The following is a 25,943-nucleotide window of genomic DNA, read 5'->3' as shown; positions in this document are numbered from 1 at the left end:
CGCTGTTACCAACGCTCCGGGCTTTGAGATGCGGCGGGTGCTGCGGATCGCGTCCAGCGGGCCCGGGCGCAATCGCGACGTCAGGCCGCATCGATGCGCAATCTTCGCCGGTTGGCGCAGGGACACGTTGGACAATGGCACAGCGGGCGGAATGGGATTAGTTAACTGGCGGTCGTCGGCAAAGGCGCTGCAGACCGAGTCTGCAACGCCATTCGTGCGTTGGGCGATGCGTTGGAATGTGAGCGACAGCCGGTGTGCCTGATGGGCTGCGTTGAGTCTAATATTCGGGTGATCTTGTTCAAGCGAAGGGAGGCGAGGGGAGTTTGGCCAATCACGGGCCAGCGGACCTCGCGGTGGGATAGATGAACATTTGCATGATCGGCGCCGGCTACGTTGGGCTTGTGTCCGCGGCCTGTTTTTCCGAATTCGGCTGGAACGTGACCTGCGTCGACAAGGACCCGCAGCGGCTTGAAGAGTTGAACGCCGGCAAGTCGCCGATCTATGAGCCCGGGCTCGATGATCTTCTGCAGCGGAACATGCAGGCGGGACGTCTGCGCTTTACCAATGAGCTGGGTCCGGCAGCAAAGGCAGCCGATGTTATCCTGCTCGCCGTCGGCACGCCGATGCGCCGTGGCGATGGCTACGCCGATCTCTCATATGTGTATGCGGCGGTGGAAGAGCTCGCGCCGCACATTGAGGGCTTCACCGTTATCGTCACCAAGTCCACGGTACCGGTGGGCACCAGTCGCGAGATCGAAGAGCGCTTGCGTGCGGCGCGTCCCGATGCCGAGTTTGCCGTTTGCTCCAACCCGGAATTTCTGCGCGAAGGTTCGGCCATCGGCGATTTCATGCATCCCGACCGCGTGCTGGTGGGCGTCGATGACGACCGCGGCCGCGCCGTGATGAACCGCCTTTATAAGCCACTGGCGCTGCGCAATGCGCCGGTGATGTTCGTCGGGCGCGAGTCGGCGGAGCTGGCGAAGTATGCCGCCAATGCCTTCCTGGCGATGAAGATCAGCTTCATTAACGAAATCGCCGATCTGTGCGAGGTCGTGGGCGCTGGCGTGCAGGAAGTTGCCTCCGCCATCGGTAAGGATCGCCGCATCGGCGACAAGTTCCTGCATCCGGGGCCGGGCTACGGCGGTTCGTGCTTCCCAAAGGATGTGTCGGCGCTGATCCGCACCGCGCGGGAGAACAAGTCGCCCGTCAGCATCATCGAGCAGGTGCAGCGCGTGAATGACGAGCGCAAGATCGCCATGGCGCACCGCATCGAGGCGGCGGCGGGCGGTTCGGTGCGTGGGCTAACCGTTGGGCTGCTGGGCGTCACCTTCAAGCCGAACACCGATGATATGCGCGACGCGCCAAGCCTCACCATCGTGCCGATGCTGCAGGAGCGGGGCGCAACGGTGCGGGTGGTTGATCCGCAGGGTCGCAAGCAGGCCGATCCGCTGTTGCCCGGCGTGATCTGGTGCGACAGCGCGCTGGAGGCGGCTGAAGGTGCCGACGTGCTGGTGACGGTGACCGAGTGGAACGAGTTCCGCGGGCTTGATCTCGCGGCGGCCAAGGCCCGGATGCGGGGCGACGTGCTGGTTGACCTGCGCAACGTGTTCTCGGCTGAGCTCGCCCATGCCGCGGGCCTGCGTTACACGGCGGTGGGCCGCAAGCCGGATGAGAGCGATCTGGCTCCGGCGCGTGCGGCGCTGCGCGCGGTTTGATGCGTTAAGGCCGTGACGGCTGCAAAAATTCAGGCCGCGCCCCGGATAGGGTCGCGGCCTTTTTTATTGGCTGATGGCACTGATTTCTGTGCCGGATCGGAGTGCCGGATTGGGCGTTCTGCGTTGCTGCAGGTCAGCGCCGCACCCTGCATGAAATGGGCTTTCGCGCTGTAGAAGCAGGGCGCCTCCCCCGCGACAGGCGGCCCAGCATCCGTGCCGCAATAGACTGACGGCGCCTGCTCCGACGGGATGAAACGGCACGATTAACACCAGCCGGTGCGGCGTAGCGCGGTGTTTTCTGGTCGGCTTCCGAGCGACGCGCATCCGTGATCAACGGGGCCAGCGCCTGGCGCTTGATCTGGAAAGAGATGGTAAAGCGGCGCGCCTGTTGAAGGCGGCTGTGGGCTCTGCGCTGGGGGCCGGAGCGAACATGGCCGCGCTGAAGATGGCACCGACGAAAGCGTCGAAGCTGCAGCGTCGGCGTTGAACGCAGACCGCACGGTTCAGGTTTGTTAGCAGTGCGGCCGTTTCGTTGCGTCGCGTTGGAGTGACGATAACGAACGGTTGCTCGCCTGCGTGCTTGACGTCGTCTTGCCATTGAGAGCGCGCGTGCAAATGGTGGTTCAGCTGTTTGGGGCATACGGTGCCTCATCTCACTGCTGATGTTGTAGCGGGAATTTTTTTGTTCGTCGATGTTTGCGTGCGTGAACGGTGCATCAATCGTGCGCAACTGTTCTGAGATGCACGTCTCGATGCTTGCTACGCATGACGTGATACGTTGCTGACGGCGTCGTTGATCGCGTTCTGCGCTACGCATCGGTGATGTGCGAGGCGGCGTGCATCGCAGTGTTGCGTGCAGCATCACGCACTTCGAAACACGCGCCGCAGCACCCCGCGCGATCACGCATCATTACGGCGCAATACTTCGCCAGCGCACACATCGATGTCCGGTTTTGCAGTGAAATAGGGCGTTTGCAGCACTTGTCGGCCGTGGATGAGCGCAGCGCGTCGCGTCGAGACGCCGATCGATAAAATTGTTCGGGTGCTGGCACGTCTCGCTCATGAATAGGGGTGTGCCGGTCCAGTTCACGGGACGTGCACATGGATGCAGCGCGCTTCGGTCCGTGCATATCGATATGCGCAATGGCGTCACCATGCAGATAATTCCCGCGCCCAAGTATCCGTCGCGGCCACGCCGCTCGTGTTCCTGAACGAACGACGCAACGGAATACGCGCTGCATCCGCAGGCGGCATTCAGCTTCGGATGAGTGTCGTGCGGCTCGCCGCAAAGCTGGGGACGATCGCCCGCATGCGGCGACACTCACGGTTAATGCGGCTCGATGTAGCGAGGCTGCTGGTCACGCAGGCGGGCGGAAATTGCGGTGTGGCGCAATGTGGATCGGTCGCAGCAGGGCGCCGTTAAGCGTCACGCACCCAGTTCAGCGCCGCGATGCGAGGATCGGCGGCGAATGTATCGCGCGGAAACTCAAGCGCTCCGACGGGAGCTTCGCACAGCGCCAGCACGCCGTGGGCGCTGAACCGCATGCGCCATGTCTCTTGATCGACAGGGGCCGACTTGGCGAACGCTGCACAGTTTAGAATGGCCACGTTGCAGCCCTTGTTAGGGTCGCGTGCGGAGAGGTAGCGGATGGCCTCAGCTCCGGCCGTGCGGGCTGCGTCGGCAAATGCCTGACAGCCGGTGTAGTCGGTCAGATCGGTCCAGACGTGGAAATCGGACACCAGCGGCGGCCGTGATAAATCCAGCAGCCGGTCGGATGCGACCTCGACACCGAACGCGGTGTATTCCGATGGATTGAGCGGCCAGGGTGTATCCGGGGATTCTGCAAAGAACAGGAGGCGATGAAACGCCAGTTCGGCAACCGCCGTCGACGACGTTTCGGCGGCGTAGAAGACGCCCGGTGTACGTCCCGCCCGTCGGAAGTGCGATCCTTTCGGGTAGACGGCGTCGTAGCGAAATGGTGTGGCCAATAGAAAATCGAGGTGCCTGCATTCCGGCGGGATGACCGGTTTGGTCTTCTCGATCAGTTCTTCAAGCAGGTATTGCTCGGCCAGCGTGTCAGTGAGCTTGAGTGTAGACACCTTGTGCTGAGCTTCGACGAGACGCCAGCAAGCCTTGTCATAGCGCTGGAACTCAGTTGATAGCGCGACGTGCGTCCAGGTAGGCGATGACATCGAAGAGGCCACTCACGGTTTGCATCTTTTCAACGGGGCGCGCATCGAGAGCCAGATTGGGGTTAGCGATCCATTTCGCAGCAACGGCATTGTCGCCACCGACAATCGCATCCAGCGACCGGAACAATCGGACGAACAGCACGCCGAGTTCGAAAGCTTTGCTTTGTGGCTCGAGGGCGAACTTGCCTCGCTTCATGCGCGATACAGTTGCCTCACTGACGCCGATGACGCCAGCCACGGTGCGAGCCGAAAGCCCTAGCTGATCCGCCGCGCGAACAACCGCCTTGGTGACCACAGGGCCAGCTTCAGGTTTCGCGATGGCAATCTGAGATCGGGCAGGCATATCACTCTCCGTTCCAGAGAAAGAATATGCGACATATCTTTCCATGGAAAGAGCTGTGAGAGCGATTCTTCTGGTGACCGAGGACGCGCACCCCGCATCGCCCCGACCTGGGACGGCCGGGCAGACAGGGCAGGCGTCGGCCGCCGGTTGCGTCGGTGCAACCGGATTGCTGAGACGCAAAGGTAAAGAGAATGAGCCGGGAGAGGGGGAAGCGAGGGGAAACGGGAAAAAGGCGCCGTTCAGCGCCTTCCCATTATTTCTTGCGGAAGGCGTCGAGGCTGACGATCTGAGCGCCGCTGCCGTTGCCGGTTGAAGCGGCGGCAGGCGTGTCAGCCGTCTTGCTCTCATCATCCTTGATGGAGACCGATTCAAACATCGGCGCGCCCTTCAGTTCCGGCTGCGAAGATGTGGTCGCAGCAGGTGTCGGCTGATCGATGCCGCCAGGAGCGTCGGATTTGGAACCGGAGCCAGACTTGCGTGGCACCCGAGGTTTCTTGGGAGCTGTTGAGCGCAAGGTAGCAGTCCGGCCGCCATTGGCCCGCTCGTCGGGATTGCCCGCCAGACGGGGCGTGAAGGCGTCGTCCTGGTCGAGCTCAGGCTCGCCGCCATCGGGGCCATCGAACTGCATGCCATAGCGCACGCTCGGGTCGAAGAAGACGCGAATGGCGCTGAAGGGCACAACAAGCCGCTCGGGAATGCCGTCGAAGGTCAGCTTCACCTCAAAGCCCGCGTCGGAGACCAGCAGATCCCAGAAGCGATGCTGAAGTACGATTGTCATCTCCGCGGGGTATTTGTCCCGCAGCCGTTTCGACAGCACGACGCCTGAGGCGGTGGTGTCGAAGGAGATATAGAAATGATGATCACCCGGCAGACCGTTTTTGGCCGCCTGGGCAAGGACCGTCCGCACGACGCCACGCATGGCGTCCTGGGTTAAGGTCTCGTAGTCGATCGTTGGCTCAGCCGCCATCGGTCTCGCTGTCAGTCCCCGGCTAACGCACCCCCGGCCGTATCCTATAAAGGCTGGCACGGCGCGAGTTATTGAATGGAGGGCTTCTGTTGCCCGGTGCCCTCCGGACCGCGCCTTACCCGGCTAAGGGCAAGGACTTAGTTTAGGCATTTCGCGCCGCATTACGCAGCGAGAGCAGCCTCAGCATAGTTGTCATTTGCAACTATTCTGAACGGCCCGATAACGGCGGAACCATGCCGAGCAAAAGCTAAGCCCTTTACACCTTCGTCGATCCTAGTTCGCCCCCATGGTTCCCTGCCGATAGCGGCCATTTTCCCCTGCGGGAGACGGTCGCACAGTGCGGCAGGGAGAAATTGGTGGAGGCGCCGGGTACCGCCCCCGGGTCCGAACGGCTTATTTCGACCGCGTTTATCGCCATAGCTGGACGAATCCAGCATTGTGAATATAGAGCCAGACGCGCCAGAAAAAAAGCCTGCTTCATCCGCGCAGTCTGCGGATATGACAACGCTGTATCTTCGCAAGCAATTGGTAAGCATGCGGGCGCCGATCAAAGGCCGGACAACGGGCCGAAAACGGCACGTGATCTTCATAGTTTCGACCGGGGGACGGGAAGCTGACAGTTCCATCTGAAAACACCGATCCGCCTGCGCATGCCGCTGCATCGGGCCCAGCCTACGTTCCGCGCACCGGATGGCCGGCATGGTCGGTGTTGCCGGCAGCCGGCGTCATCTTTGGCATCGCTGCGGTGTTTGCTGGGATGGTTTACGTCGTCGCCGATCAGGTGTTCGGCGCGGGAACCGGCCACTTTGGTTCACCGGAATTCGCGCTGGCTCTGCAGCTGATATTGCTGCAGGTCGGCGTTATCGTGCTGACGATTGTCGCCGCCGGCTTCTTCGGCTCCGATCGATGGGAGGTGCTGGCACTGCGTAAGCCGCGCGGCGGCTGGCGCGTGATGTGGCTGGCGCTCATTCCGATGTTCGCGGTCACCGGCATCTGGACCGCGCTGATCCTGTGGCTGGCGCCGGACGTGCTGATCGGCGATCTGCGCATCTTCAAGGAGTTGCTGGAGAGCGACGCGGCGCTGCTGGCGTTTATCGCCATCGCTATTGGCGCCCCGCTCTCTGAGGAACTGATGTTCCGCGGCTTCCTTTATTCCGGTCTGGCGAAATCTCAGCTCGGTCTGATCGGCACCGGTATTCTCACCGCACTGCTGTGGACGGCGCTGCATTTCGGCTATTCGGTCTTCGGGCTCATCGAGGTGCTGGTGATCGGCTTCTATTTCTCGTGGCTGCTGGTGCGCACGGGCAGCGCGTGGGTCACGATTTTCTGCCATGCCGTCTATAACGGAGTGATCGCGGTGGCTCTCTATTTCGTCACGCTGCCGCCAGCGGTTCAGGCCGGATGAGACCAAATACCCGTGCATGGGTCTGCGGGAGGGCAGCGCAGTGACTGCGTTGCTCCGGAATCGACCTATATAAAAGCCGATGCAACAATATCTCGATCTCATGCGCCGGGTGCGCGACCACGGCGTGCGCAAGGATGACCGCACCGGCACGGGCACGCTTTCCGTGTTCGGCCACCAGATGCGTTTCGACCTCGCCGACGGCTTCCCGCTGGTGACGACGAAGAAGCTGCACGTGCGCTCCATCATCCATGAGCTGATCTGGTTCCTTCGGGGCGATAGAGACATTCGCTATCTACGCGATAACAAGGTTCATATCTGGGATGAGTGGGTGCGGGAGGAATGGTCTTATTTCCCTGAAGACCCAATGCTGGGACCTGAGCAAAAAGTTGGACCTTTCGAGGGGTTGGGCCCCCTCTATGGCGCTCAATGGCGCTCATGGCAGGGTCCTGACGGACAAGTAATTGATCAGATTTCTGACGCGATCCGAACATTGAAATCGGACCCCGATAGTCGAAGAATAATTGTTACTGCTTGGAATCCGGCAGAGCTCGATAAAATGGCGCTGGCGCCGTGCCACTGCCTGTTCCAGTTCTATGTCGCGGACGGCAAGCTCTCGTGTCAGCTTTACCAGCGCTCGGCCGACATCTTCCTCGGCGTGCCATTCAACATCGCCTCATACGCGTTGCTGACGATGATGATGGCGCAGGTGACGGGTCTGAAGCCGGGTGAGTTCGTGCACACCTTCGGTGATGCGCACCTTTATCTGAACCATCTGGAGCAGACGGAGCAGCAGCTTTCGCGCGCGCCGCGTCCGTTGCCGCAGATGAAGCTGAACCCAGATGTGAAATCGATCTTTGATTTCGAATTTTCGGATTTCGAACTGACGGGCTATGACCCGCATCCGCACATCAAGGGCGATGTGGCGGTATAGGAGTTTGCGCGCGGCATGGTTGTTTCAATCGTAGTGGCAATCGCTGAAAACGGCATCATTGGCCGCGATGGCACGCTGCCATGGCGCATTTCTTCGGATCTGAAAACGTTTCGTCGATTGACGATGGGCAAACCGCTCATCATGGGGCGGCGCACATTTCAATCGCTGAAGAAGCCGCTGGATGGGCGCGATAACATCGTGCTGTCGACCGATGCGGATTATCGTCCTGAGGGTGCGATCATGGCTGCGGATTTTGAAACCGCGCTGGCCATCGGCCGGGAATGTGCCGCGCGCCGTGGCGTCGACGAGATTGCCTCTATCGGCGGTACAGCCGTTTTCGCCGCCGCGCTGCCGATTGCCGACCGGATCTACCGCACCGATGTCCATGGCGCGCCAACGGGCGATGCTTATTTTCCGGCTACGGACTGGACGGGGTGGACCGAGAGCGCCCGTGAGGATCTGCCGGCGGGACCCAACGATGATTTTACCGCCACGCTGGTTGTTCTTGAACGGCGCCATTCTTGAGCGGCGTCAAGTTAATCGGTCGTCTTAATATTGAAACTATTGTCGTGAAATTCAGCTTGAACGACTGACCAGGGGCCCCAAATCTATTCGGCGCGTTTGCGATCCGGGGAAACCCTGTCATATAAGCGAGCACCCCCTGGCTTCCCGCGCAATCCCGGAAGCTTTCACCGGTGCCGGCTGGGCAATTCGGCCTGCGGCGCAGCGTTAAAGAATCGAAGGACACTTCTATATATGCCCTGGAATAATCAGAGTGGCGGCAGCGGCGGTGGCGGCGGCTGGAAAAGCGGCGGCGGTGGCGGCGGCAACGGTGGCAATGGCGGCGGTCCGTGGGGCCGTGGTCCGTCCGGTGGCGGCGATGGCCAACCCGATCTCGAAGAAATGATTAAGCGTGGCCAGGACAAGGTTAAACAGGTCATGCATGGCGGCGGCGTTCCCGGTCCGCTGCTGTTCCTCATCGCGGCGATAACCTGCGCCGTCATCGGCTGGCAGGCGTTCACGTTCCGCGTCAATCCGGATGAACTCGGCATCCAGATGCGCTTCGGCAAGTTCATCGAGAAGTATCCGCCGGGCCTGCACTTCCGTCTGCCTTACCCGATCGATGAAATCTATCTGCCGAAGGTGACGCGTCAGAACATCATCGAAATCGGCGTACGCTCCTCCGGCCGGGTTGCCACGGGTGATGAGCGCGCTGAAAGCCTGATGCTGACGGGTGACGAAAACATCGTCGATATCAGCTTCGTGGTTTACTGGCGCATCCGCGACGCCGAAAAGTATCTGTTCAACATCCAGCATCCTGACACCACGGTGAAGGAAGTGGCTGAGAGCGCAATGCGCGAGGTTGTTGGCCAGTCCAAGATTCAGCCGATCCTGACGCAGGAACGCCAGAAGACCGAAGAGGCCGTGCAAGCGCTGATGCAGCGCATGCTGGACAGCTACGGCGCCGGCATCCAGGTGGATCAGGTGCAGTTGCAGAAGGTCGATCCGCCGGCTGAAGTCATCGACGCTTTCCGTGACGTTCAGGCTGCACGCGCCGATCAGGAGCGTCTGCAGAACGAGGCTTACTCCTACTTCAATAAGGTGGTGCCGGAGGCTCGCGGTCAGGCTGATCGCATCCTGCAGGGTGCTGAGGGTTACAAGCAGCAGGTGGTGAACGACGCCACCGGTCAGACTTCGCGCTTCACGCAGGTCTATGATCAGTACAAGAACGCGCCGGAAGTTACCCGTCGCCGTATGTTCCTGGAGACGATGGAAAGAGTGCTGGGCGGAACCGACAAGATCATTCTCGATAGCAAGGGTGCGGGAGCGGGTGTGGTGCCCTATCTGCCGCTCGACAGCTTGCAGAATCGAACCCCCAAAAGCGATGAATCCAACGAGGGAGGCAACTGATCATGCGCGCGTTCCTCGCCATTATCGTCATCGCCCTCGGCCTGGCGGCCGTCGGCATCTACACCTCAGCGTTTATCGTGCACCAGAACGAGCAGGCACTTGTGCTGCGCTTCGGTGAGCATAAGCGCGTCGTTACCCAGCCTGGCCTGAACTGGAAGCTGCCGCTGATCGACACCGTTGAAGTGTTCGACAAGCGCATCCTGGATCTGGACAGCCAGCCGCAGGAAGTGACCGCGTCGGACCAGAAGCGTCTCGTGGTGGATAGCTTTGCTCGCTATCGCATCGTCGATCCGCTGAAGTTCTACCAGACGCTGCGGTATCAGGAGGCTGTACGATCGCGCCTCGGCCCGATCGTTGAATCGGCTCTGCGGCGTGTGCTTGGCGGCGCAACCTTCCAGGATGTTGTTCGCGACAAGCGCGAAGAGCTGATGAAGCGCATCGCGCAGCAGGTGAACAAGGAGGGCGCCGACTTCGGTCTTGAAGTGGTTGACGTTCGCATCAAGCGGGCCGACCTGCCGAAGCAGAACTCCAACTCGGTGTTCGACCGCATGCGCGCTGAGCGCCAGCGGGAAGCTGCCGAGTTCCGCGCTCAGGGTACCGCTGAAGCAAACCGCATCCGCGCTACCGCCGACCGTGAGGCAACCGTGATCCGTGCCGAAGCCAGCCGTAAGGGCGAGGAAATTCGCGGTGCCGGTGACGCCGAGCGTAACCAGATTTATGCCGAGGCCTACAGCAAGGATCAGGAATTCTTTGAATTCTATCGCTCCATGCAGGCTTACGAGCAGGGTCTGAAGTCGTCGGATACGCGGCTGCTGATCTCGCCCGACAGCGAGTTCTTCAAGTACTTCGCTGATCCGCACGGCAAGAAGCCGACAGCCGCTGGCCAGTAATTAGGGCCAGTAGCTGGGCATGAGCGACCTTGTTGTCGGACTAGGACTGGTGTTGGTGATCGAGGGCCTCCTGTGGGCCCTCGTTCCCGATCTGGCCAACCGCATGCTCGAGGCTGTGGCGTCGCTTCCGCAGTCTACAGTGAAGACGGCGGGCTGGTGTTCAGTGCTCGGCGGGTTGGCCTTGGTATGGTTGATCCGCGGCTGACCGGCCGAAGCGTTTGCTAAGGCTGGGTGCGAAGTTTGCTCAATTGACTGCGCGCACGGCTCCGCGTCTTGTCCGCAGGTCTCGTTGACAGCCGGTCAGGCTTGCCATCCACTTGCCGCGACTGTTCCGTATTACTCTCGATGCAAGTGCTTCGCACCGGTTGAGGTTAGCGTTCTGGATTAAGGTGCGACCGGGCTTAGTCCGGTGCCGCGTGGCGGGACGAAAGAGTTTATCGATTGTGCTCAATCCGCCGCTTGCGCGGGCTACGGTGGCAAGTAAAAGGCCAATGAATCGGCCGGCACGGGACCGACGCCGGCGGGAGGCAGAGAGCATGAACCAGTTGGCGGTGCTTGGTCGTTGGTCGCTTGCAGCGCGGAGCGGACGCGAGCGGTTATTTGGCGGGCTGCCAGGGATGTTCGGTTCGCCCCGGCGGCGATCGCCGAGCGAGATGCCATGCCGCAAGGTTGGCGCGTTCACTTTCTTTGCCCTCACGCTGATCGCAAGCGGCGCTCTGTGCAGCGGATCGGCTGGCGCGCAGCAGCGTGGCCCGCAATCGGTCGCGCCGGTTGCCGAGCAGTTGATCGAGGCGGTGGTGAACATTTCCACCAGTCAGGCGATCAAAGGCCCTCAGGGGCTGCCGCTCCCAAGCGTGCCGAAGGGTTCCCCCTATCACGAATATTTTGATGAGTTCTTCGACAACCGCAACGGCCGCTCGGCTCAGGACCGCATGGTCTCCTCGCTTGGCAGCGGCTTCATTGTCGATGGCAAGGAAGGCATCATCGTCACTAATAACCATGTGATCGATGGCGCTGAGGAAATTCAGGTCAATCTGCACGATGGCTCGAAGCTGAAGGCCGAGCTGCTGGGCCGCGATACCAAGACCGACATCGCGGTGCTGAAAGTGAAGCCGAAGGCGCCGCTAAAGGCGGTGAAGTTCGGTTCGTCGGCCGCCATTCGCGTCGGTGACTGGGTGATGGCTATCGGCAATCCGTTCGGCCTCGGCGGCAGCGTCACGCTTGGCATCATTTCGGCCAAGGCGCGCAACATCAACTCCGGCCCGTACGACGACTATCTGCAAACCGACGCCTCTATCAACAAGGGCAACTCGGGCGGACCGCTGTTCAACATGGATGGCGAGGTCATCGGCGTGAATACGGCGATCATCTCGCCGACTGGCGGCTCTATCGGTATCGGCTTTGCGGTACCCGCTGACACAGTCGTGCCGGTGGTGCAGCAAATCACGCAATTTCGCGAAGTGCGTCGCGGCTGGCTGGGCGTGAAGATCCAGTCCGTATCCGAAGACATCGCCGCGTCGCTGAAAATTCCTGACAACGTCGGCGCTGTCATTGCGGCGCTGACACCGGGCGGCCCCGCAGAGGCTGCTGGCCTGATGCCGGGCGATGTCATCCTGCGTTTCGACAACGAGCAGGTGGCCGGCATGCGCAGCTTGCCGAAGCTGGTGGCACGTACGCCGATCGACAGGACTGTGCCGGTGGAAGTGCTGCGCAACGGCGAGCGCAAGATCCTGCAGGTCACTGTTGGTCGTCTGGCTGATGAATCCGATGCCGCTGCGCCAGCTGCCAATGGAGAAGGTGGCGCGGCGACTGCGGAAACAGAGCTGTTGGGAATGAAGCTTGCCGAGCTGACGGACGAGCTGCGCAAGAAGTTCGAGCTGGATGCGGATATCACTGGAGCGGTGGTTACCGCCGTTGACCCGAAGAGTTCTGTTCCCGGCGGCATTCGACCTGGCGACGTGATCGTTCAGGCTGCCAACGAGCCGGTTCGCAGCCCCAAGGATGTCGTGCGGCGGGTGCAGACCATCAAGAAAAAGGGCAACCGCTCAACCATCATGCTTGAGCTGGAAGATGCCAACGGTGCGCACCGTTTTGTGTCGGTGCCACTGGAATAGCCGTCGCCACAATAGCGTCAGGCAAAAGATTAACTCAGCGACCGTAGGGCGTACGCCGGTCGGCAAATGCATAGCTAGGAGCAGTTCGTGTCCAACAGACATGGTCTTATCGACACCATCATAGACAGCCTCGCGCCGGTGAACCGCGACGGTTACAAGTTCATCGCGATTGCGGCCGGTCTGGCGCTGGTGTTTTTCATGATCTGGGAGCCGCTGGGCTGGCTGTTCGTGATCGCCGCGCTCTACGTCGCCTATTTCTTCCGCGACCCTGATCGTGTCACACCGTTGCGCGAGGGCTTGATCATCGCGCCAGCTGACGGCCGCATCGCCGCCATCGAGACGGTGACGCCGCCGATCGAAATGGGGCTTGGCCCGGAGCCGCGCGTGCGTATCTCCACCTTCCTCAGCGTGCTCAACGTTCACATCACGCGCTCGCCGGTATCAGGCCGCATCGCCCGTTCGATCTATGTGCCGGGTGCATTTTTGAATGCGGCACTCGATAAGGCGAGCGAGGAAAACGAACGCCGCGTGATGATCATTCAGAAGCCGGATGGCGTTGAGATCGGTGTGGTTCAGATTGCAGGTCTGGTCGCGCGTCGCATCGTGCCGTTCACCCATGAGGGTGACAACGTAGCGGCGGGTGAGCGGCTGGGTCTGATCCGCTTTGGCTCGCGCGTGGATGTCTATCTGCCGCCGGGATACCATGCACTGGTTGCGATCGGGCAGACTGCAGTCGCGGGTGAGACGATCCTGGCTGATCTGCAGTCGGCTGAGCCCGAGCGCGTTGCACGTCGGAACTGATAAATATGCGTGCGGCAGATCCTGATCATTCCGGATCGGCCGCACGCAGCATAATTTCTCAGCAGGATGCGCGGTAGGAGGCGTTGTTGGGCATAGATCCGATCATTCCCCGGCTGGAGCGTGAAACACGCCGCCGCCGCCGCGCGTCGATGTTCCGGCAGCAGCGGGTGCCGGTGCGCATGCTGGTGCCAAACTTCTTCACGCTGCTGGGGCTTTGTGCGGGCCTGACCTCTATTCGCATGTCGATTGAGGGTCGCTACGAGCTGGCGCTGGGTCTGATCGTATTCGCCGCGCTGCTGGATGGCATCGATGGCCGCGTCGCGCGCCTGTTGAAGGCCTCGTCGCGTTTCGGCGCCGAGCTGGATAGCCTCGCCGATTTCGTGAACTTCGGTGTGGCGCCCGCCTTTCTGATTTTCACGTGGGGCTTGGGCGATCTTAAAAGTCTGGGCTGGATCTGCGTGATGATCTTCGCGCTGGCTTCCGCGCTCAGACTGGCGCGCTTCAACGTGGCGATAGATGACGACAAGCCGAAATGGCAGACAGCCTACTTCTCCGGCATGCCTACGCCCGCTGCCGCCATTGTGGTGCTGCTGCCGGTTTACATCGAGCACCTTGGCTTCGGAGAGATCCGCTCATCGCCGTATGTGCTGGACGTGGTGCTCGTCTATACGCTGACTATCGCCTTCATGATGGTGTCGACCATCCCGACATTCTCCGGCAAGCTGCTGGGCGAGCGTATTTCGCGCGAGTATGTGCTGCCGCTGTTTATTCTGGCGGTCGGCGTGGTGGCGCTGCTGGTCACGTATCCATTCGGAACTCTGACCGGTGCCAGCATCATCTATCTGTTGACCGTCCCGCTGAGCTGGCGGCGCTTCCGTCAGACGCTTGCCACAGCGCCTGCCGAGCCGGCTGATGCGCAGCCCGTGCCGCCGCATCGCATCGTGTCTATGCGCCAGGGCGATCCGCAGAAGCACGGCTGATAGACACAGCTCGCTGCAAATTCTGCGCGGCCGTCGGCGCGTCAGCGCTGCTGCCGCTGAATCAACCGCTCGCGCAACGATTTCAGCGTGGAGGGCTGTTCGCGTTGCTCGTCGGCTGGTGGCGCATTTTCCTGCGCGTCGGCTGGCGGTGTATTTTCCTTGCGCTGAGCAAACCCGGAGCGCGGTGCGGCAGCGGCCTGCTGGGCAAGTGTTGATAGCCGTGACGGCGCGTAGGCGGGCTGCCCGGCTAGTGGCGTGTCTCCGCCGGATGCGCGCGCGGCTTCAGCGGGCGCAGTGCGGGTGGGCGGAGCATCGCTCGACGGTGGTCGCCGCAACGATGGCTCCGGCGCAGCCGGCGACTGGAATTGTGCCGTTGCATCGGCGGAAGGCATCGTGGCCTCGGCCGGAGGCACGGCTGCGCGCGGCTGACGATAGGGATCACTTACACGCGGCGCAGCAGCGGCAGGCGATGGAGCGGGCGCGCTTGCAGCGCTGCTGAACGAGCCGGCATCCTCATCGGCCTCGTCATCGTCCGGCGTATATTCTTCAGCACTGAAGCTGGCCGATCCGGTGATATCGCCAACTGCGCTGATGTCGGATGACCGCCACCGCTCGACCACGTTTTCGAGGAAGCCATCGTCGCCAACCGATCGCTGCCAATGCTCGGTGAAGCGCGCCGTTGTCGAACGCGGCAGGCAGCCGACGGGAAGTTCGTCGAACTTGATGCGCACTGGCAGCGCAACGCCGTCACCGAATGCCAGAGCTTCGCGCTGGCCAAGCGACGGCAGGAATTCCAGCAGGCCCGAGCCGGTATCGCTGATGGCGGACGTCACGATCTCCTGGTCGCGGTCGTTCGACATGCGCAGCGCGAACACGGTGTTGCACTGGGAGAGAATGGTCGGATCAACCTCGGCCGGACGCTGCGAAACGATGCACAGCGAGACACCGTACTTGCGGCCTTCCTTGGCGATCTTGGCGATGGCGCGCTTGCACGGCTCAAAGCCCATGTGATCGGCGGCGGGCACGTAGCGATGCGCCTCTTCGCAAACAATGTTGAGCGGCACCTTGCCTTCGCTCCAGTGCGCAAAGTCGAAGGTCATGCGGGCAAGAACCGACACGACGACGTTGATGATTTCGGTCGGCAGGCCGGTCAGCTCGACGATGGTGATCGGCTTGTTGTTGACCGGCACGCGGAAGATGCGCGACAGCACCTGCGTCATGCCATCATAAACCGTCAGCGAGCCGAACATGAAGGCATAGCGCGCATCCTGTGAGATGGAGTCGATGCGCAGCTTCAACTGGCGATAGGGCGACAGATCCTTTTTGTTTTCGAGTTTGCCCATGCGCTCGTCGATCAGACCGGTAAGGTCTGAGATGCGGTAGGGCACAGGCGTGTCGACGGTGAAGCGCACCTGTTCCGGCACGCCAGCACGGCGCAGCGCTTCGCGTGAGCGGCCGGCGCTGTAGCGCGCCTTCGCAATCGGGATCAGCTCCTGCAGGATCTCGATTTCGGCCTTGCGAGACTGATCGGAAATCAGGACCTCGACGACTTCCTCGAAGTTGAGGAGCCAGAACGGAAGTTGCATGTTGCGCGGGCTGATAACCTCGGCCCATTCGGCAAACGCCGTCGCATATTCATTGTGCGGATCGAGCAGCACGATGTGCGCGGCCGGGTTGCGCTCAAGGATGGAGCGCAGGATCAACGCGGTTGTGCAAGATTTGCCAGTGCCGGTCGTGCCCAGAATTGCGAAGTGCTTGCCGAGCAGGTCATCGACGCGGATCATCGCGGGGATGGTGCTATCCTGGCGGATGCAACCGATGCGCACCGAGCGGTCGGGATCGCCGCAGAAGGCCGCGCTCAGTTCCGCCTTGGATGCAACGCGCACACGGTTACCAAGCGAAGGATAGGCCGTGACGCCGCGCGCGAAGATGGTGGCATTGCCTTCCTGATCGCGCCACAGTTCGCCGACAAGGCCGAGTTCTGCGATCCAGATTTCTGCTTCGTCCTCGCGCGTCGCCGGCACAGGAACGCTGAGCGCCGATACGATGGCAAGCACCACAGTGTTGGGCGTGTCGATGGCCAGCAGCGTGCCCATGTCGGGGCGGTCACGGAAGTTGACCACGCCGCCCGGCTGGCTGTCGAGCAGCACGATCGCCTTCGAGCCGGTAACCGACACGATGCGGCCGATTGATTTGTCAGCTGTGGGCATGCTTCGGCCCTCGCCTGGCGTGGCAAGCTGCATTGTTGCTGCGTCGCTCATGCTGCGCTTTCCCCGCGTCCCATGTCGGCAATCGGCAGCATCACTTTCACAGTGGTGCCGACGCCCTTTGTGCTTTCAATTTTGAGATCGCCACCGTGCAGCTTCACGAGCGCGCGGGCGATCGGCAGTCCAAGTCCGGTGCCTTCGCGCCAGCGGTTGTGGCTTGCTTCCACCTGCCCGAACGGGGTGAGCGCCACTGCGATTTCATCCTCGGTCATGCCGACGCCGGTGTCGTTGACGCTGACAATGGCAAATGGACCGCTGGCTGCAGTTGAGACTGTTACGGTGCCGCCGCTGGTGGTGAATTTCAGCGCGTTGGATATGAGGTTGGTGAACACCTGACGCAGGCGCACGCTGTCGCCCAGTACCGATGGCAGATCGCGGTCGATGTTTTCTCTCAGCGCTACGCCGGCATTCTCTGCGATGAGGCGCAAAGATGCGGCCGAAACGTGCAGAACTTCGCCGACATCGATGTCGCGCAGATCAATCGAAAACTTGCCGCTCTGGATCTTCGAGATGTCGAGGATGTTGTTGATGACGGCCAGCAGATGGTCGGCAGCGTCATGGATAAGCGCGCCATAGTCGGCGATATCGGCGTCGGAAAGCCGACGCTCGTTGTGTTCCGACATAAGCTTCGAGAAGCCAATGATGGCATTGAGCGGCGTGCGCAGCTCGTGGCTCATGTTGGCGATGAATTCGGATTTGACCTTGCTGGCAAGCTCGGCTTCAACACGCGCCGAGCGTTCAGCAACACGGGCGCGATGACGAAGGATCGCATCGCCGAGCAGCGACGCGTACTCGTTCATCAACGACGTATTTTTCTGCTTACCGATTGGACCCGTGAACATTGCCGCATTTGCCGCTGGTTAAGTTCGCACCCTACTGGGCGAGATAATAACGAGCGGTAAACCGACGTCTGGTCCTGGAACGAATAAAACATTTCGTGCCGTCTCGGCGCGGCACGGTCGGCGCGGCCTCTGACACGAGGCAATAGCCGATGCGAAGGGAAGGGCGGCCGTTTTTCCAGCCGCCCAAGTTTGTTCCGTCAGGTGCGTCCAGCCGCTTACTTTGAAATATCGACCTTGGTAAGCGAGCGGACCTTCAGACCTGCCAGGCAGGCGTTGACCGGGCCTTCGGCCGTGCGGCAGTCCAGGACGTCGTTGACGAGGAAGCTGCCGATGCCGTTGCAGTCTGTGCCTTCAAGGTCGAACAGCTTCACCGTGCGCTTGTCGGCGCGGACGGGGGCCAGATCCAGCGCCAGACGGCGGCCGATGACGCCATCGGTCTGGAACAGCACCAGATCGAGCTTGTAGGTGTCGAAGCTGGTGGACGTCGGGTTCGAGACGACGATATAGGCGCGGCAGCCCTTCTCGGATTTCTCAAGCTTGTTCAGTTCCAGCGTGATGTCTTCAGCGGCAGCGCTGTGCGCAGTTGCGAGGGCGCCGAGAAAGCTGAGGGCCGCAGCGGCGGCGAGGGCAGTTGAGAATTTCATATCACTCACAGGAGGCAACCGCGTTCATCGGTTTGCTTAGCTTGGGCTTCCTGCGGGCTGTAAGGAGCATTCCTGATTTTGCCCATTGAAAGCCGGATGATGGATCGCGGCCGGCAGCCGCGGAGACGGAATTGCAGTTCGCTTGTTGCGGCTGTTGTTACATGGCGTCGGTGCTCGGCATGGTCGTCAGTCCTCCCCCACAACGGTAGTCGGCGCTTGGCCGGTCCGCCGTTTCTCCTGCGATTATCGTTAAGTGCGCCGCCGGCCTGATGCAGGCTGTGAAGCGCCCTTTTTGGGCAGGTAACACCGTCAGTATGAGGCCTGTCAAACTCCGAAGACTGCTGAACAACCCCCGAGGCGGCATGAAGCCGTGATCCGCGAATTATTCCCTGTCCTGATGTGCTTCGGACACAGCCACGCTGCTGCATTGGGAGGAGTCCCGTGAGCCACGCGCAATTGCATTGCAGCGCAGCGAACGCAGGTGCCGCTCGCGTGCCTGCACAACGGCTTTGGATATTGCGCGCGCGGTCGGGGCGGATGTCAGCGGACAGACCGACGGATGAGGGAGCTACATCTGTGTGACGTAGGCGCGGCCTTCAATAACGTCGTAGCGGCAGATCGGCGTAGCGCGGTCATCCAGGGTCAGTACCACATGCGGATGGCGGAAGCGGGCCGGCCAGTGCTCGCTGTCGAGCTGCCAGATGTGGACATCGACATCCGTGCGTCCGATGACCAGATCCACCGATGCGGGCTGGGTCCATAATGGCATTGCGCTCGCGGATAATACTTCCGGCGGTGCGCTCTGGCAGGCAGCGATGGCGCGGTCACGATAGGCCTGCAGCAGCGCTTCTTCAGCGCCATCCCGATACAGGCGATCCTGCGCCCATAATTTCGCAACTGCGAGAACGGCCAGTACGGCGACGACGACTTTCAGCATTGGCGGGTGACCTTCACCCGTGGGGCGATCCGTACCGCCCGCACGCGCAGGTGCGGCATTTGCTGCATTCGCAGCATTTGCAGATTGGAGACCGGCAGAGTTTCACTATGCATGGTGAACAAAGCGTTGCTGTAGGGCATCGCCGCGCTTGTCAGAGCGGCCCCATTGCGGCATGGATCGCGCCAGCAACGATGCACTCATACCTTAGGGGGAGAACCCGTTCCCATGAGCAAGAAGAAAATCCTGATCACCTGGCCCCTGCCGCCCGCAGCCATGGAGCGCGCCCGCGCCACCTACGATGTGATCGCCCATGGCGATGATCCTAAGATCACCATCGAGGAGATGCTGGAGACCGCGAAGTCTGTCGACGCGATTCTTCTGACCCTGAACGAGAAGTGTCCCAAGGCGGTGATCGATCAGATCCCCGAGAACATCAAGTGCATCTCCACGTTCTCGATCGGCTTTGACCATATCGATCTGGAAGCTTGCAAGGCGCGCGGCATCAAGGTCGGCAACGCTCCACATGGCGTAACAGTCGCCACCGCTGAAATCGCCATGCTGCTGCTGCTGGGCGCGGCCCGCCGTGCATCGGAAGGCGAGCGCATGATCCGCACGCGTTCGTGGCCGGGCTGGCAGCCGCTGCAACTCGTCGGTCAGCGCCTCGACAACAAGAAGCTCGGCATCTACGGCTTCGGCAAGATCGGCCAGGCGCTGGCGCAGCGCGCGCGTGGCTTCGACATGGAAATCCATTACTTCGACATCTACCGCGCCAAGCCCGAGGTCGAGGCGAAGTACAACGCCGTCTATCACGACAGCCTCGACAGCCTGCTGAGCGTTTCGGAGTTCTTCTCCATCAACGCACCGTCGACGCCCGAGACGCGTTACTTCTTCAACAAGGACGTAATCGAGAAGCTGCCGCAGGGTGCCATCGTGGTGAACACCGCGCGCGGCGATCTGGTGAATGACGAAGACATGATCGCGGCGCTGAAGTCTGGCCGTCTGGCCTATGCCGGCCTCGACGTGTTCGCGGGCGAGCCGAAGATCAACGAGGGCTACTACGACCTGCCCAACACATTCCTGTTCCCGCATCTGGGTTCGGCCGCTATCGAAGCGCGCAACCAGATGGGCTTTGAAGCGCTCGACAACATCGACGCTTTCTTCGCCGGCAAGGACATGCCGTTCAAGCTGGCCTGATAAGGTTCAGAAGCGATGGCCCAGCTCAGCCGGATCATCCTTTATGTTCAAGACGTCGAGCGCCTCTCGGTATTTTACCGGGAGGCGTTTGGCTTCTTGCTGGGCCAGCACATCGAAGGCGAATGGGCGGTGCTGCAGGCGGGGCCGTGCGAGATCGGACTGCTAAAGGCCGGGGCCGGATATGTCGCTCCGCCGGGCGGTTGGCGCGGCGACAACAACAACGCCAAGCTCGTGTTCTCAGTCAGTGAGCCGATTGATGTCATGCGGGCGCGGCTGGTGGCGCTTGGTGTCGACATGGGCCCGGTCAAATCCTATCCGGGATTGACGGGGCCGCTGTGCGATGGCCGCGACCCGGAAGGGAACGTATTCCAGCTCATGGAAATTGTATCGGCGGGGAACTGATTTCCGGCCATTCGGTGGGTCGGCTAAGAAAACAGTAAGCACGCGGAGGGATGCTCGGGGCGCGTTGCGGGATCTGCAATGCAGTTGGGATCGATGCGATGAGGAGCACACCCGATGACCCAGATCGATCATTCGACTACGCAGCGCACCGACGCGCAGCGTTCAAGCTTCACGAACGGCACGACCTGGATGCGCGGCCTCTATATGGTTGTGCTGGCGCTTGGTTTTGGCGTCGGCCAGACGCTGCTGTCGCTGACGGCAATCGCGCAGTTTCTGTTTCTGCTGTTTTCCGGTGCGCCCAACGCGCAGCTTACGCGCTTCGGTGAAACGCTGGCCTTTTGGCTTGGCGACACGGCCAAGTTTCTGACCTGCGCGTCGGAGGAAAAACCGTTCCCGTGGGCCGCATGGCCAACGGCATCGCGAGCGCTGGTGGCGGAACGCGATAAGCCGACAGAGTTTTGATCACGCGCTCGGCGGCCGGCTCCCCGGAGGGGAGTCGCCGAGCGCCAAACAAAAACGAGCGCCAAAAAAATGGCCGGGATGGAAGCTCCACCCCGGCCTTTTATGTAAGTCATTATCCCGCAGCGATCAGCAGTAAGAGCAGCCTTCCTTGCGCAGCTCGCCGACATGGGCCGTAAGCTGTTCGAAAAGGTCGCCCGGAGCGCCCGGAATAGCGCGATCGCCAACCAGGAAGTGCGGTGTGCCGTTGACGCCCAGCTTCTTCGCCAGCTCTTCAGCCTTGGCGAGCTCAGCCAGCACTTCCGGCGAGTTCATGTCCTTCTTCAGCTTGTCGATGTCGAGGCCAAGCTTGGTGGCGAGCTGCAGCGCTGTAGCCTCGTTCAGCACGCCCTTGGCGTTCAGCATAGCCTGATGCAGTTCCCAGTATTTGCCCTGCTGGCCAGCAGCGAGTGCCACGCGGGAAGCTTCTTCCGAGCCCTTGGAAAGGATCGGCAGCTCTTTGAATACGACCCGCACCTTGGGGTCGGATTCAACCAGCTTGACGATGTCGCCCAAGCCGCGCTTGCAGTAGCCGCAGTTGTAATCGAAGAACTCGACCACGGTGATGTCGCCATCGGGATTGCCGGCGATGTCAGCCTTGGGATCGCGGTAGATGTCGCGCGCGTTCTCGGAGATGACCGACTTGAGACGAGCGGCCTGCTCCTTCTCCATCTTGGTTTCCAGCGCGGTCTGCACCTCAAGGAAAATCTCCGGGTGCGTGACCAGATAGTTCTTCACGATCGCTTCGATGTCACTGCGCTGCTGCGCCGAGAATGAACCCGATGCGGCTGCGGCTGGCGCGTCGGCCTGGGCGTTGGCGGCTGGCGATGACACCAGCGACTGACCGAGCAGAACCAGGCCGGCCAGTGCGGCTACGGCAGGAATGGCCAGCCAGGCTGCTGGCCTGTCAGCAAGCACACGCAGCAGCGGCGGACGGGGATTTGACATGCAGAATAGCCTTTCAAGGGATGTCGCAGCGCTAAAGCTAGATGGCAACGCAGAGCGCAGGCGAGCGATCAGGTTTGTGGTTTGTAGTTAATGATGTCGTCGTTCTTCAGCCACTCCGGCGTGCCCTGACGCAGCTTGGTCTGGGCGCGCTTGGCGAACAGTTGAGCCTGCTTGAGGTTGCCCTCGAGAAAGTAGGCCTGCGCGATCATGGCGTCGGCCTCAGGGCGTCGGCCCATCTTGTAATAGCTGTTGGCGAGCAGACGATAGGCACGCGGGTTCTCATCTTCGATAAGCGATTTGCGCAGCAGCGTAATGGATTCATTGACACCCTGTTCGCCCTGCGTCTCCTGCAATGCGCCAGCAAGCTGAACGCGGATCAGGCTGGCATTGGGGGCGAGCTTCAGAGCCTGACGCAGCGGCGCAATAGCATCGCTTGTACGGCCGGACCGCATCAGCAGATCGCCCTTCACCTCCCAGAAATAGGGATAGTCAGGCCGGGTTGCCAGTAGCCCATCCACTTGAGCCATCGCGGCATCCAGCGCCCCCGGTCCGCCCTGGAAGAAGCGGGCCAGCGCGCGCGCATAGCGTGCGGGCAGCGAATTGTCCGTGGCGGGATAGCGGTTGAACACCGTCTGCGGCTTTTCCAGATAGCCGGAGAGCTTGGCGCGCATCAGGTCGTGGCGCAGTTGCAGTTCGGCGCTGTCCTTGTTGCCGTAGTGGGGGCTGGTCTCGACCAGTTTGCGCAACCGCGCGAGACGATCAGTAGAAAGGGGATGGCTGCGCGCAAACGCTTCCTTCTGCGCGTCGGAGATATACTCCTGCGCGGCGAAGCGCTCGAACGTCGTCAGCATACCGCGGCCGGACTGCCGGGTTGCGTTCAGCAGCGTCAGGCCGGCCTGATCGGCAGCGGATTCCTGTTGCCGCCGTTCGGCCAGCAACGAACGCATGATCACTTCATTGCCGCCGAACATCACGCCCTGACCGGCGCCACCGAGGCTGTCAGAACCGGAAACACCGCCAGCCACCATCAGGCCAATGCCGAGAATTTGCGCCAGCAGCGCGCGGGTCTGGTCCTTGGCGATGCGCGCGCGCAAAGCAGCCATGTGGCCGCCGGTGATGTGGCCGGTTTCGTGCGCGATCACGCCGATCACTTCATTCGGCGTGTTGGCCTGCATCAGCGTGCCGGTGTGCACGAACACGTTCTTGCCATCGAGCACGAAAGCGTTGAACGCATCGCTCTGCACGATGCGCATGCGGATGCGACCGGCGCCGAAGCCCGCAGCCTTGAACAGCGGCTGCGCATAGTCGTTCAGCACGTTCTCGATTTCGGTGTCGCGGATGAGCGGCACGCCCTGAGCGGACGCATCCTGCGGGAGGCTTGCCACCAAGGCGCAGCAGAAAAGCCCGAAGAAGGCGGCGAACCGCGACCACTTTGTCTTGGTGATTGACAGCATCGTCGGCAGAACCCAGCTCTCCTGACAGGGAATTTACGGTCGGCTGCGAGCCTAGTAGTGGCCCTGAACGGCGTCAACGTAAGGCATGGATGGGGACGGTGCCACGGCCTATAAACCGCTTGTGTGACCGGATCTAAATACAGCCGTCCGGCACCCGCATTGCGCCGCGATGCGCATTCTGGATGGTCCGGTGGGCGGTTTTGGGGCGATGCGGATAAAACCCGAATATGCCCAATGACATCTGCGTGATGGAAAATCTATGACAGATCAACAGGTGAACCGACTGGCGGCGGCTTCCGCGGCTCTGGCAACCGCAACCGCAGACGCAGCGGGGCAGATTGCATCGCTGCGCAGTGATGTCCCCAGCTTTATCGTCATGGACGTCATGCGGGCGGCGCTGGAAGCTGAAAACGCCGGCCGGCACATCATCCACATGGAGGTGGGGCAGCCCGGCACACCCGCACCGCGCGTAGCGCGCGACGTCGCCGCCCGTTCGCTGCAGAATGATACGCTTGGCTACACAATGGCGTTGGGCAACGACGCATTGCGCGCCCGCATCGCGCGCCATTACGCAGACCAGCATGGCCTCAACGTTGCGCCCGAGCGCATAGCCGTCACGGCAGGATCGTCCGCAGCATTCGTGCTGACGTTTCTGTCGCTGTTCGATGCTGGCGATACTGTAGCGCTGCCGTCGCCGGGCTACCCTTGCTATCGGCACATCCTGTCGGCGCTGGGGCAGCGATCGGTGCTGCTTGAAACCGGGCCTTCAAATGACTGGATGCCTGATCCTGACGACGTGCTGCGTGCCATCAAGCGCGACGGCATCAAGGGGCTGCTGATCGCTAGCCCGGCCAATCCAACCGGCACGATGATTTCGCGGGAGCGGCTGTGCGCGCTGACTGATGTCTGTCAGCAGCACGGCGTGCGCTTCATCTCCGATGAGATCTATCACGGCCTGACGTACACACGCCCCGCCGACACCGCGCTTGCGTGCAGCGACGACACCATCGTCATCAATAGTTTCTCGAAGTATTTTTCGATGACGGGCTGGCGCATCGGCTGGATGGTTGTGCCGCAACGATTGATCCGCGCGGTCGAGCGCCTGACACAGAACCTTTACATTTCGCCGCCGTCGATCGCGCAGGCCGCCGCGCTCGGTGCATTCGATGCGCGCGAAGAGCTTGAAGCCAATCGCGACGTGTACGCTGCCAATCGCGAGCTGTTGCTGGCGGAGCTACCGAAAGCAGGCTTCACGCAGTTCGCCCCGGCGGATGGCGCATTTTATCTTTATTGTAACGTTGGCTCGTTTCTGCGTGACGCCGGCCCTCTGGATGCGGCGGCATTGGCGCGCACTCTGCTTGATGAAGCTGGCGTGGCCTTAACGCCGGGTAACGATTTCGATGCCCAGCGTGGCGGCCAGTTCCTGCGATTTTCCTATGCGGGGACCACCGCCGACATGGCGGAAGCGGCGCGTCGCCTGCAGGTGTGGGCGGGCGACAGAGCGTAGAATTCTTTCAAACTTTTTCGTCGGCGCGCGACGGATTGGAGATGCGACTGCGTTCTAAGGTTCAACAGCGGCAATCCCCCGGCTGCTGGTGAAAACGGATCAGGAGCAGAATCCATGAATAAACTGTCACGCGCGCTTGCCGTAACGCTGATGGCCGCGACTATCCCGGCCACCATCGTACTGGCACAGCAGCCGCCGGCTGATGGCCCAGCGGTTGAGCGCAGCGACAAGCATCGCGGCCCTTCGCCGGAAGTAATGGCCCGTTTGCTTGATGGAGACATCGCCAAGGCCAAGACTGCGCTGAACCTGACGCCGGAGCAGGAAAAGCTCTGGGCGCCGCTGGAAGAGCAGATCCGCGCCCGTGCTGCCGATCGCAAGCAGCAGCGCGACGAGTGGAAAAAGAAGTTTGAAGAGCGCCGCGCCGAGCGCAAGGAAGCCAAGGAAAAGGGCGAGAAGCGTGAGCGTCCAGACCTGCTTGAGCGCGTTGAGAAGCGCAGCGAAGGCATGACGAAGATGGCCGAGCGTATGACCAAGAGCGCGGCCAGCTCCAAGGAATTCGCAGCGACGCTGAAGCCGCTTTATGAATCGTTCAGCGATGAACAGAAGGAAGTGGCCGATCACGTCCTTGCACGCTTCACCGCCGGCCCGCATCACGCGGGCAAGCACCACGGCAAGAAGATGTGTGACAAGGGCAAGCGCGGTCACCACGGCAAGCACGGTGATCACGGCCCGCGTCATGGCGGCCCCGGCCCGCACGGTGGCCATGGACCTCAGCATGCCGATGCTGGCCCGGATGCCCCTGACGCTCCTGAAGCACCGGATGCAGACTGACCCTAACCATCGTCGCTTCCCTCGATGATTGAGAGTGCTTCCGGAAAAGTGGTAACCGGTTTTCCGACAAGCACGACACAACAAACACCTGGAGCCGCTGAAAGGCTCCAGGTCCGCAAAAGCGCGAGGCGTAACCTCTGGATGCCAGACATACAAAGTCGCCGATGCG

24 protein-coding genes and 1 other RNA gene are annotated in these 25,943 nt (G+C 61.5%); 15 read left to right on the top strand and 10 right to left on the bottom strand.

Annotated elements, in window-relative coordinates:
* Positions 1-362 precede the first annotated feature (362 nt).
* Entirely contained in the window at positions 363-1,715 is a 1,353-nt protein-coding gene (locus C6Y62_RS01465) for a UDP-glucose dehydrogenase family protein (RefSeq protein ID WP_068460647.1), read from the top strand.
* Positions 1,716-3,134: 1,419 nt separating this feature from the next.
* On the opposite strand, the gene C6Y62_RS01460 is transcribed toward C6Y62_RS01465, so the two are convergent.
* The 4 genes from C6Y62_RS01460 to ssrA form a co-directional block, all read right to left on the bottom strand.
* A complete protein-coding gene (locus C6Y62_RS01460) occupies positions 3,135-3,908 on the bottom strand; it encodes an RES family NAD+ phosphorylase (RefSeq protein ID WP_173952507.1) in 774 nt (257 codons plus the stop codon).
* On the bottom strand, positions 3,868-4,251 hold the full coding sequence (locus tag C6Y62_RS01455) for an antitoxin Xre-like helix-turn-helix domain-containing protein (protein ID WP_173952506.1): 384 nt from the start codon (positions 4,249-4,251) through the stop codon (positions 3,868-3,870). The genes C6Y62_RS01460 and C6Y62_RS01455 overlap by 41 nt, the downstream gene beginning before the upstream one ends.
* A 253-nt stretch (positions 4,252-4,504) precedes the next feature.
* A complete protein-coding gene (locus C6Y62_RS01450; RefSeq protein WP_173952505.1) occupies positions 4,505-5,218 on the bottom strand; it encodes an SspB family protein in 714 nt (237 codons plus the stop codon).
* A gap of 74 nt (positions 5,219-5,292) precedes the next feature.
* Positions 5,293-5,692: a transfer-messenger RNA gene (ssrA, locus tag C6Y62_RS01445) on the bottom strand.
* A gap of 232 nt (positions 5,693-5,924) precedes the next feature.
* Here ssrA and C6Y62_RS01440 point away from each other — a divergent pair.
* The 9 genes from C6Y62_RS01440 to pssA all read left to right on the top strand — a co-directional run bounded on the left by C6Y62_RS01440 (position 5,925) and on the right by pssA (position 14,250).
* Positions 5,925-6,623 carry a CPBP family intramembrane glutamic endopeptidase gene (locus C6Y62_RS01440; RefSeq protein WP_157066643.1) on the top strand — a complete coding sequence of 233 codons (699 nt, stop codon included), beginning with the start codon at positions 5,925-5,927 and terminating at the stop codon, positions 6,621-6,623.
* Between the two features lie 79 nt (positions 6,624-6,702).
* Positions 6,703-7,554 carry a thymidylate synthase gene (locus C6Y62_RS01435; RefSeq protein WP_173952504.1) on the top strand — a complete coding sequence of 284 codons (852 nt, stop codon included), beginning with the start codon at positions 6,703-6,705 and terminating at the stop codon, positions 7,552-7,554.
* Between the two features lie 15 nt (positions 7,555-7,569).
* Positions 7,570-8,079, top strand: a complete 510-nt coding sequence (locus C6Y62_RS01430) for a dihydrofolate reductase (RefSeq protein WP_173952503.1) — start codon at positions 7,570-7,572, stop codon at positions 8,077-8,079.
* Between the two features lie 231 nt (positions 8,080-8,310).
* A complete protein-coding gene (hflK, locus tag C6Y62_RS01425) occupies positions 8,311-9,465 on the top strand; it encodes an FtsH protease activity modulator HflK (RefSeq protein ID WP_173952502.1) in 1,155 nt (384 codons plus the stop codon).
* Between the two features lie 2 nt (positions 9,466-9,467).
* The gene (hflC, locus tag C6Y62_RS01420) at positions 9,468-10,355 is read left to right on the top strand and encodes a protease modulator HflC (protein ID WP_173952501.1); all 888 of its coding nucleotides are present in this window, start codon (positions 9,468-9,470) and stop codon (positions 10,353-10,355) included.
* Between the two features lie 19 nt (positions 10,356-10,374).
* Positions 10,375-10,560, top strand: coding sequence for a DUF2065 domain-containing protein (locus C6Y62_RS01415; protein WP_068460629.1), 186 nt, complete (start codon positions 10,375-10,377; stop codon positions 10,558-10,560).
* Between the two features lie 448 nt (positions 10,561-11,008).
* Positions 11,009-12,469: a Do family serine endopeptidase gene (locus C6Y62_RS01410; RefSeq protein WP_173953037.1), complete on the top strand. Its 1,461-nt coding sequence runs from the start codon at positions 11,009-11,011 to the stop codon at positions 12,467-12,469.
* Between the two features lie 87 nt (positions 12,470-12,556).
* A complete protein-coding gene (locus C6Y62_RS01405) occupies positions 12,557-13,270 on the top strand; it encodes a phosphatidylserine decarboxylase (RefSeq protein WP_173952500.1) in 714 nt (237 codons plus the stop codon).
* Between the two features lie 92 nt (positions 13,271-13,362).
* A complete protein-coding gene (gene pssA / locus C6Y62_RS01400; protein ID WP_420844143.1) occupies positions 13,363-14,250 on the top strand; it encodes a CDP-diacylglycerol--serine O-phosphatidyltransferase in 888 nt (295 codons plus the stop codon).
* A 41-nt stretch (positions 14,251-14,291) separates the two neighbouring features.
* Here pssA and C6Y62_RS01395 read toward each other — a convergent pair whose 3' ends face one another.
* The 4 genes from C6Y62_RS01395 to C6Y62_RS01380 form a co-directional block, all read right to left on the bottom strand.
* Positions 14,292-16,460: an ATP-binding protein gene (locus C6Y62_RS01395; protein WP_173952499.1), complete on the bottom strand. Its 2,169-nt coding sequence runs from the start codon at positions 16,458-16,460 to the stop codon at positions 14,292-14,294.
* 47 nt (positions 16,461-16,507) lie between these two features.
* Positions 16,508-17,359, bottom strand: coding sequence for a sensor histidine kinase (locus C6Y62_RS01390; RefSeq protein ID WP_173952498.1), 852 nt, complete (start codon positions 17,357-17,359; stop codon positions 16,508-16,510).
* Positions 17,360-17,574: 215 nt separating this feature from the next.
* Complete coding sequence (locus C6Y62_RS01385) at positions 17,575-18,003, bottom strand: hypothetical protein (protein ID WP_246274220.1); 429 nt, start codon at positions 18,001-18,003, stop codon at positions 17,575-17,577.
* A 568-nt stretch (positions 18,004-18,571) separates the two neighbouring features.
* Positions 18,572-18,940 carry a hypothetical protein gene (locus C6Y62_RS01380; protein WP_068460617.1) on the bottom strand — a complete coding sequence of 123 codons (369 nt, stop codon included), beginning with the start codon at positions 18,938-18,940 and terminating at the stop codon, positions 18,572-18,574.
* 225 nt (positions 18,941-19,165) lie between these two features.
* Between C6Y62_RS01380 and C6Y62_RS01375 the strand changes: the two genes are divergently transcribed.
* From C6Y62_RS01375 to C6Y62_RS01365, 3 genes are all read left to right on the top strand, one after another.
* Positions 19,166-20,134, top strand: a complete 969-nt coding sequence (locus C6Y62_RS01375) for a 2-hydroxyacid dehydrogenase (protein ID WP_173952497.1) — start codon at positions 19,166-19,168, stop codon at positions 20,132-20,134.
* Positions 20,135-20,149: 15 nt separating this feature from the next.
* On the top strand, positions 20,150-20,536 hold the full coding sequence (locus C6Y62_RS01370; protein ID WP_173952496.1) for a VOC family protein: 387 nt from the start codon (positions 20,150-20,152) through the stop codon (positions 20,534-20,536).
* A 114-nt stretch (positions 20,537-20,650) separates the two neighbouring features.
* On the top strand, positions 20,651-20,998 hold the full coding sequence (locus C6Y62_RS01365; protein ID WP_068460612.1) for a DUF4389 domain-containing protein: 348 nt from the start codon (positions 20,651-20,653) through the stop codon (positions 20,996-20,998).
* Between the two features lie 126 nt (positions 20,999-21,124).
* On the opposite strand, the gene C6Y62_RS01360 is transcribed toward C6Y62_RS01365, so the two are convergent.
* Positions 21,125-21,982 (bottom strand): DsbA family protein, encoded by an 858-nt coding sequence (locus C6Y62_RS01360; RefSeq protein WP_068460610.1) that lies wholly within the window; start codon positions 21,980-21,982, stop codon positions 21,125-21,127.
* Between the two features lie 68 nt (positions 21,983-22,050).
* Positions 22,051-23,436: a M48 family metalloprotease gene (locus C6Y62_RS01355; RefSeq protein ID WP_068460607.1), complete on the bottom strand. Its 1,386-nt coding sequence runs from the start codon at positions 23,434-23,436 to the stop codon at positions 22,051-22,053.
* Between the two features lie 259 nt (positions 23,437-23,695).
* Here C6Y62_RS01355 and C6Y62_RS01350 point away from each other — a divergent pair, with 259 nt between their 5' ends.
* Positions 23,696-24,943 (top strand): pyridoxal phosphate-dependent aminotransferase, encoded by a 1,248-nt coding sequence (locus C6Y62_RS01350; protein WP_173952495.1) that lies wholly within the window; start codon positions 23,696-23,698, stop codon positions 24,941-24,943.
* 114 nt (positions 24,944-25,057) lie between these two features.
* The gene (locus tag C6Y62_RS01345; protein WP_173952494.1) at positions 25,058-25,774 is read left to right on the top strand and encodes a Spy/CpxP family protein refolding chaperone; all 717 of its coding nucleotides are present in this window, start codon (positions 25,058-25,060) and stop codon (positions 25,772-25,774) included.
* Positions 25,775-25,943: the final 169 nt, after the last annotated feature.

Source organism: Hyphomicrobium sulfonivorans, assembly GCF_013306565.1.
Classification (GTDB): domain Bacteria; phylum Pseudomonadota; class Alphaproteobacteria; order Rhizobiales; family Hyphomicrobiaceae; genus Hyphomicrobium_A; species Hyphomicrobium_A sulfonivorans.
The sequence above is the reverse complement of the archived record's forward strand: the minus strand, read 5'-3'. Positions and strand labels throughout refer to the sequence as shown.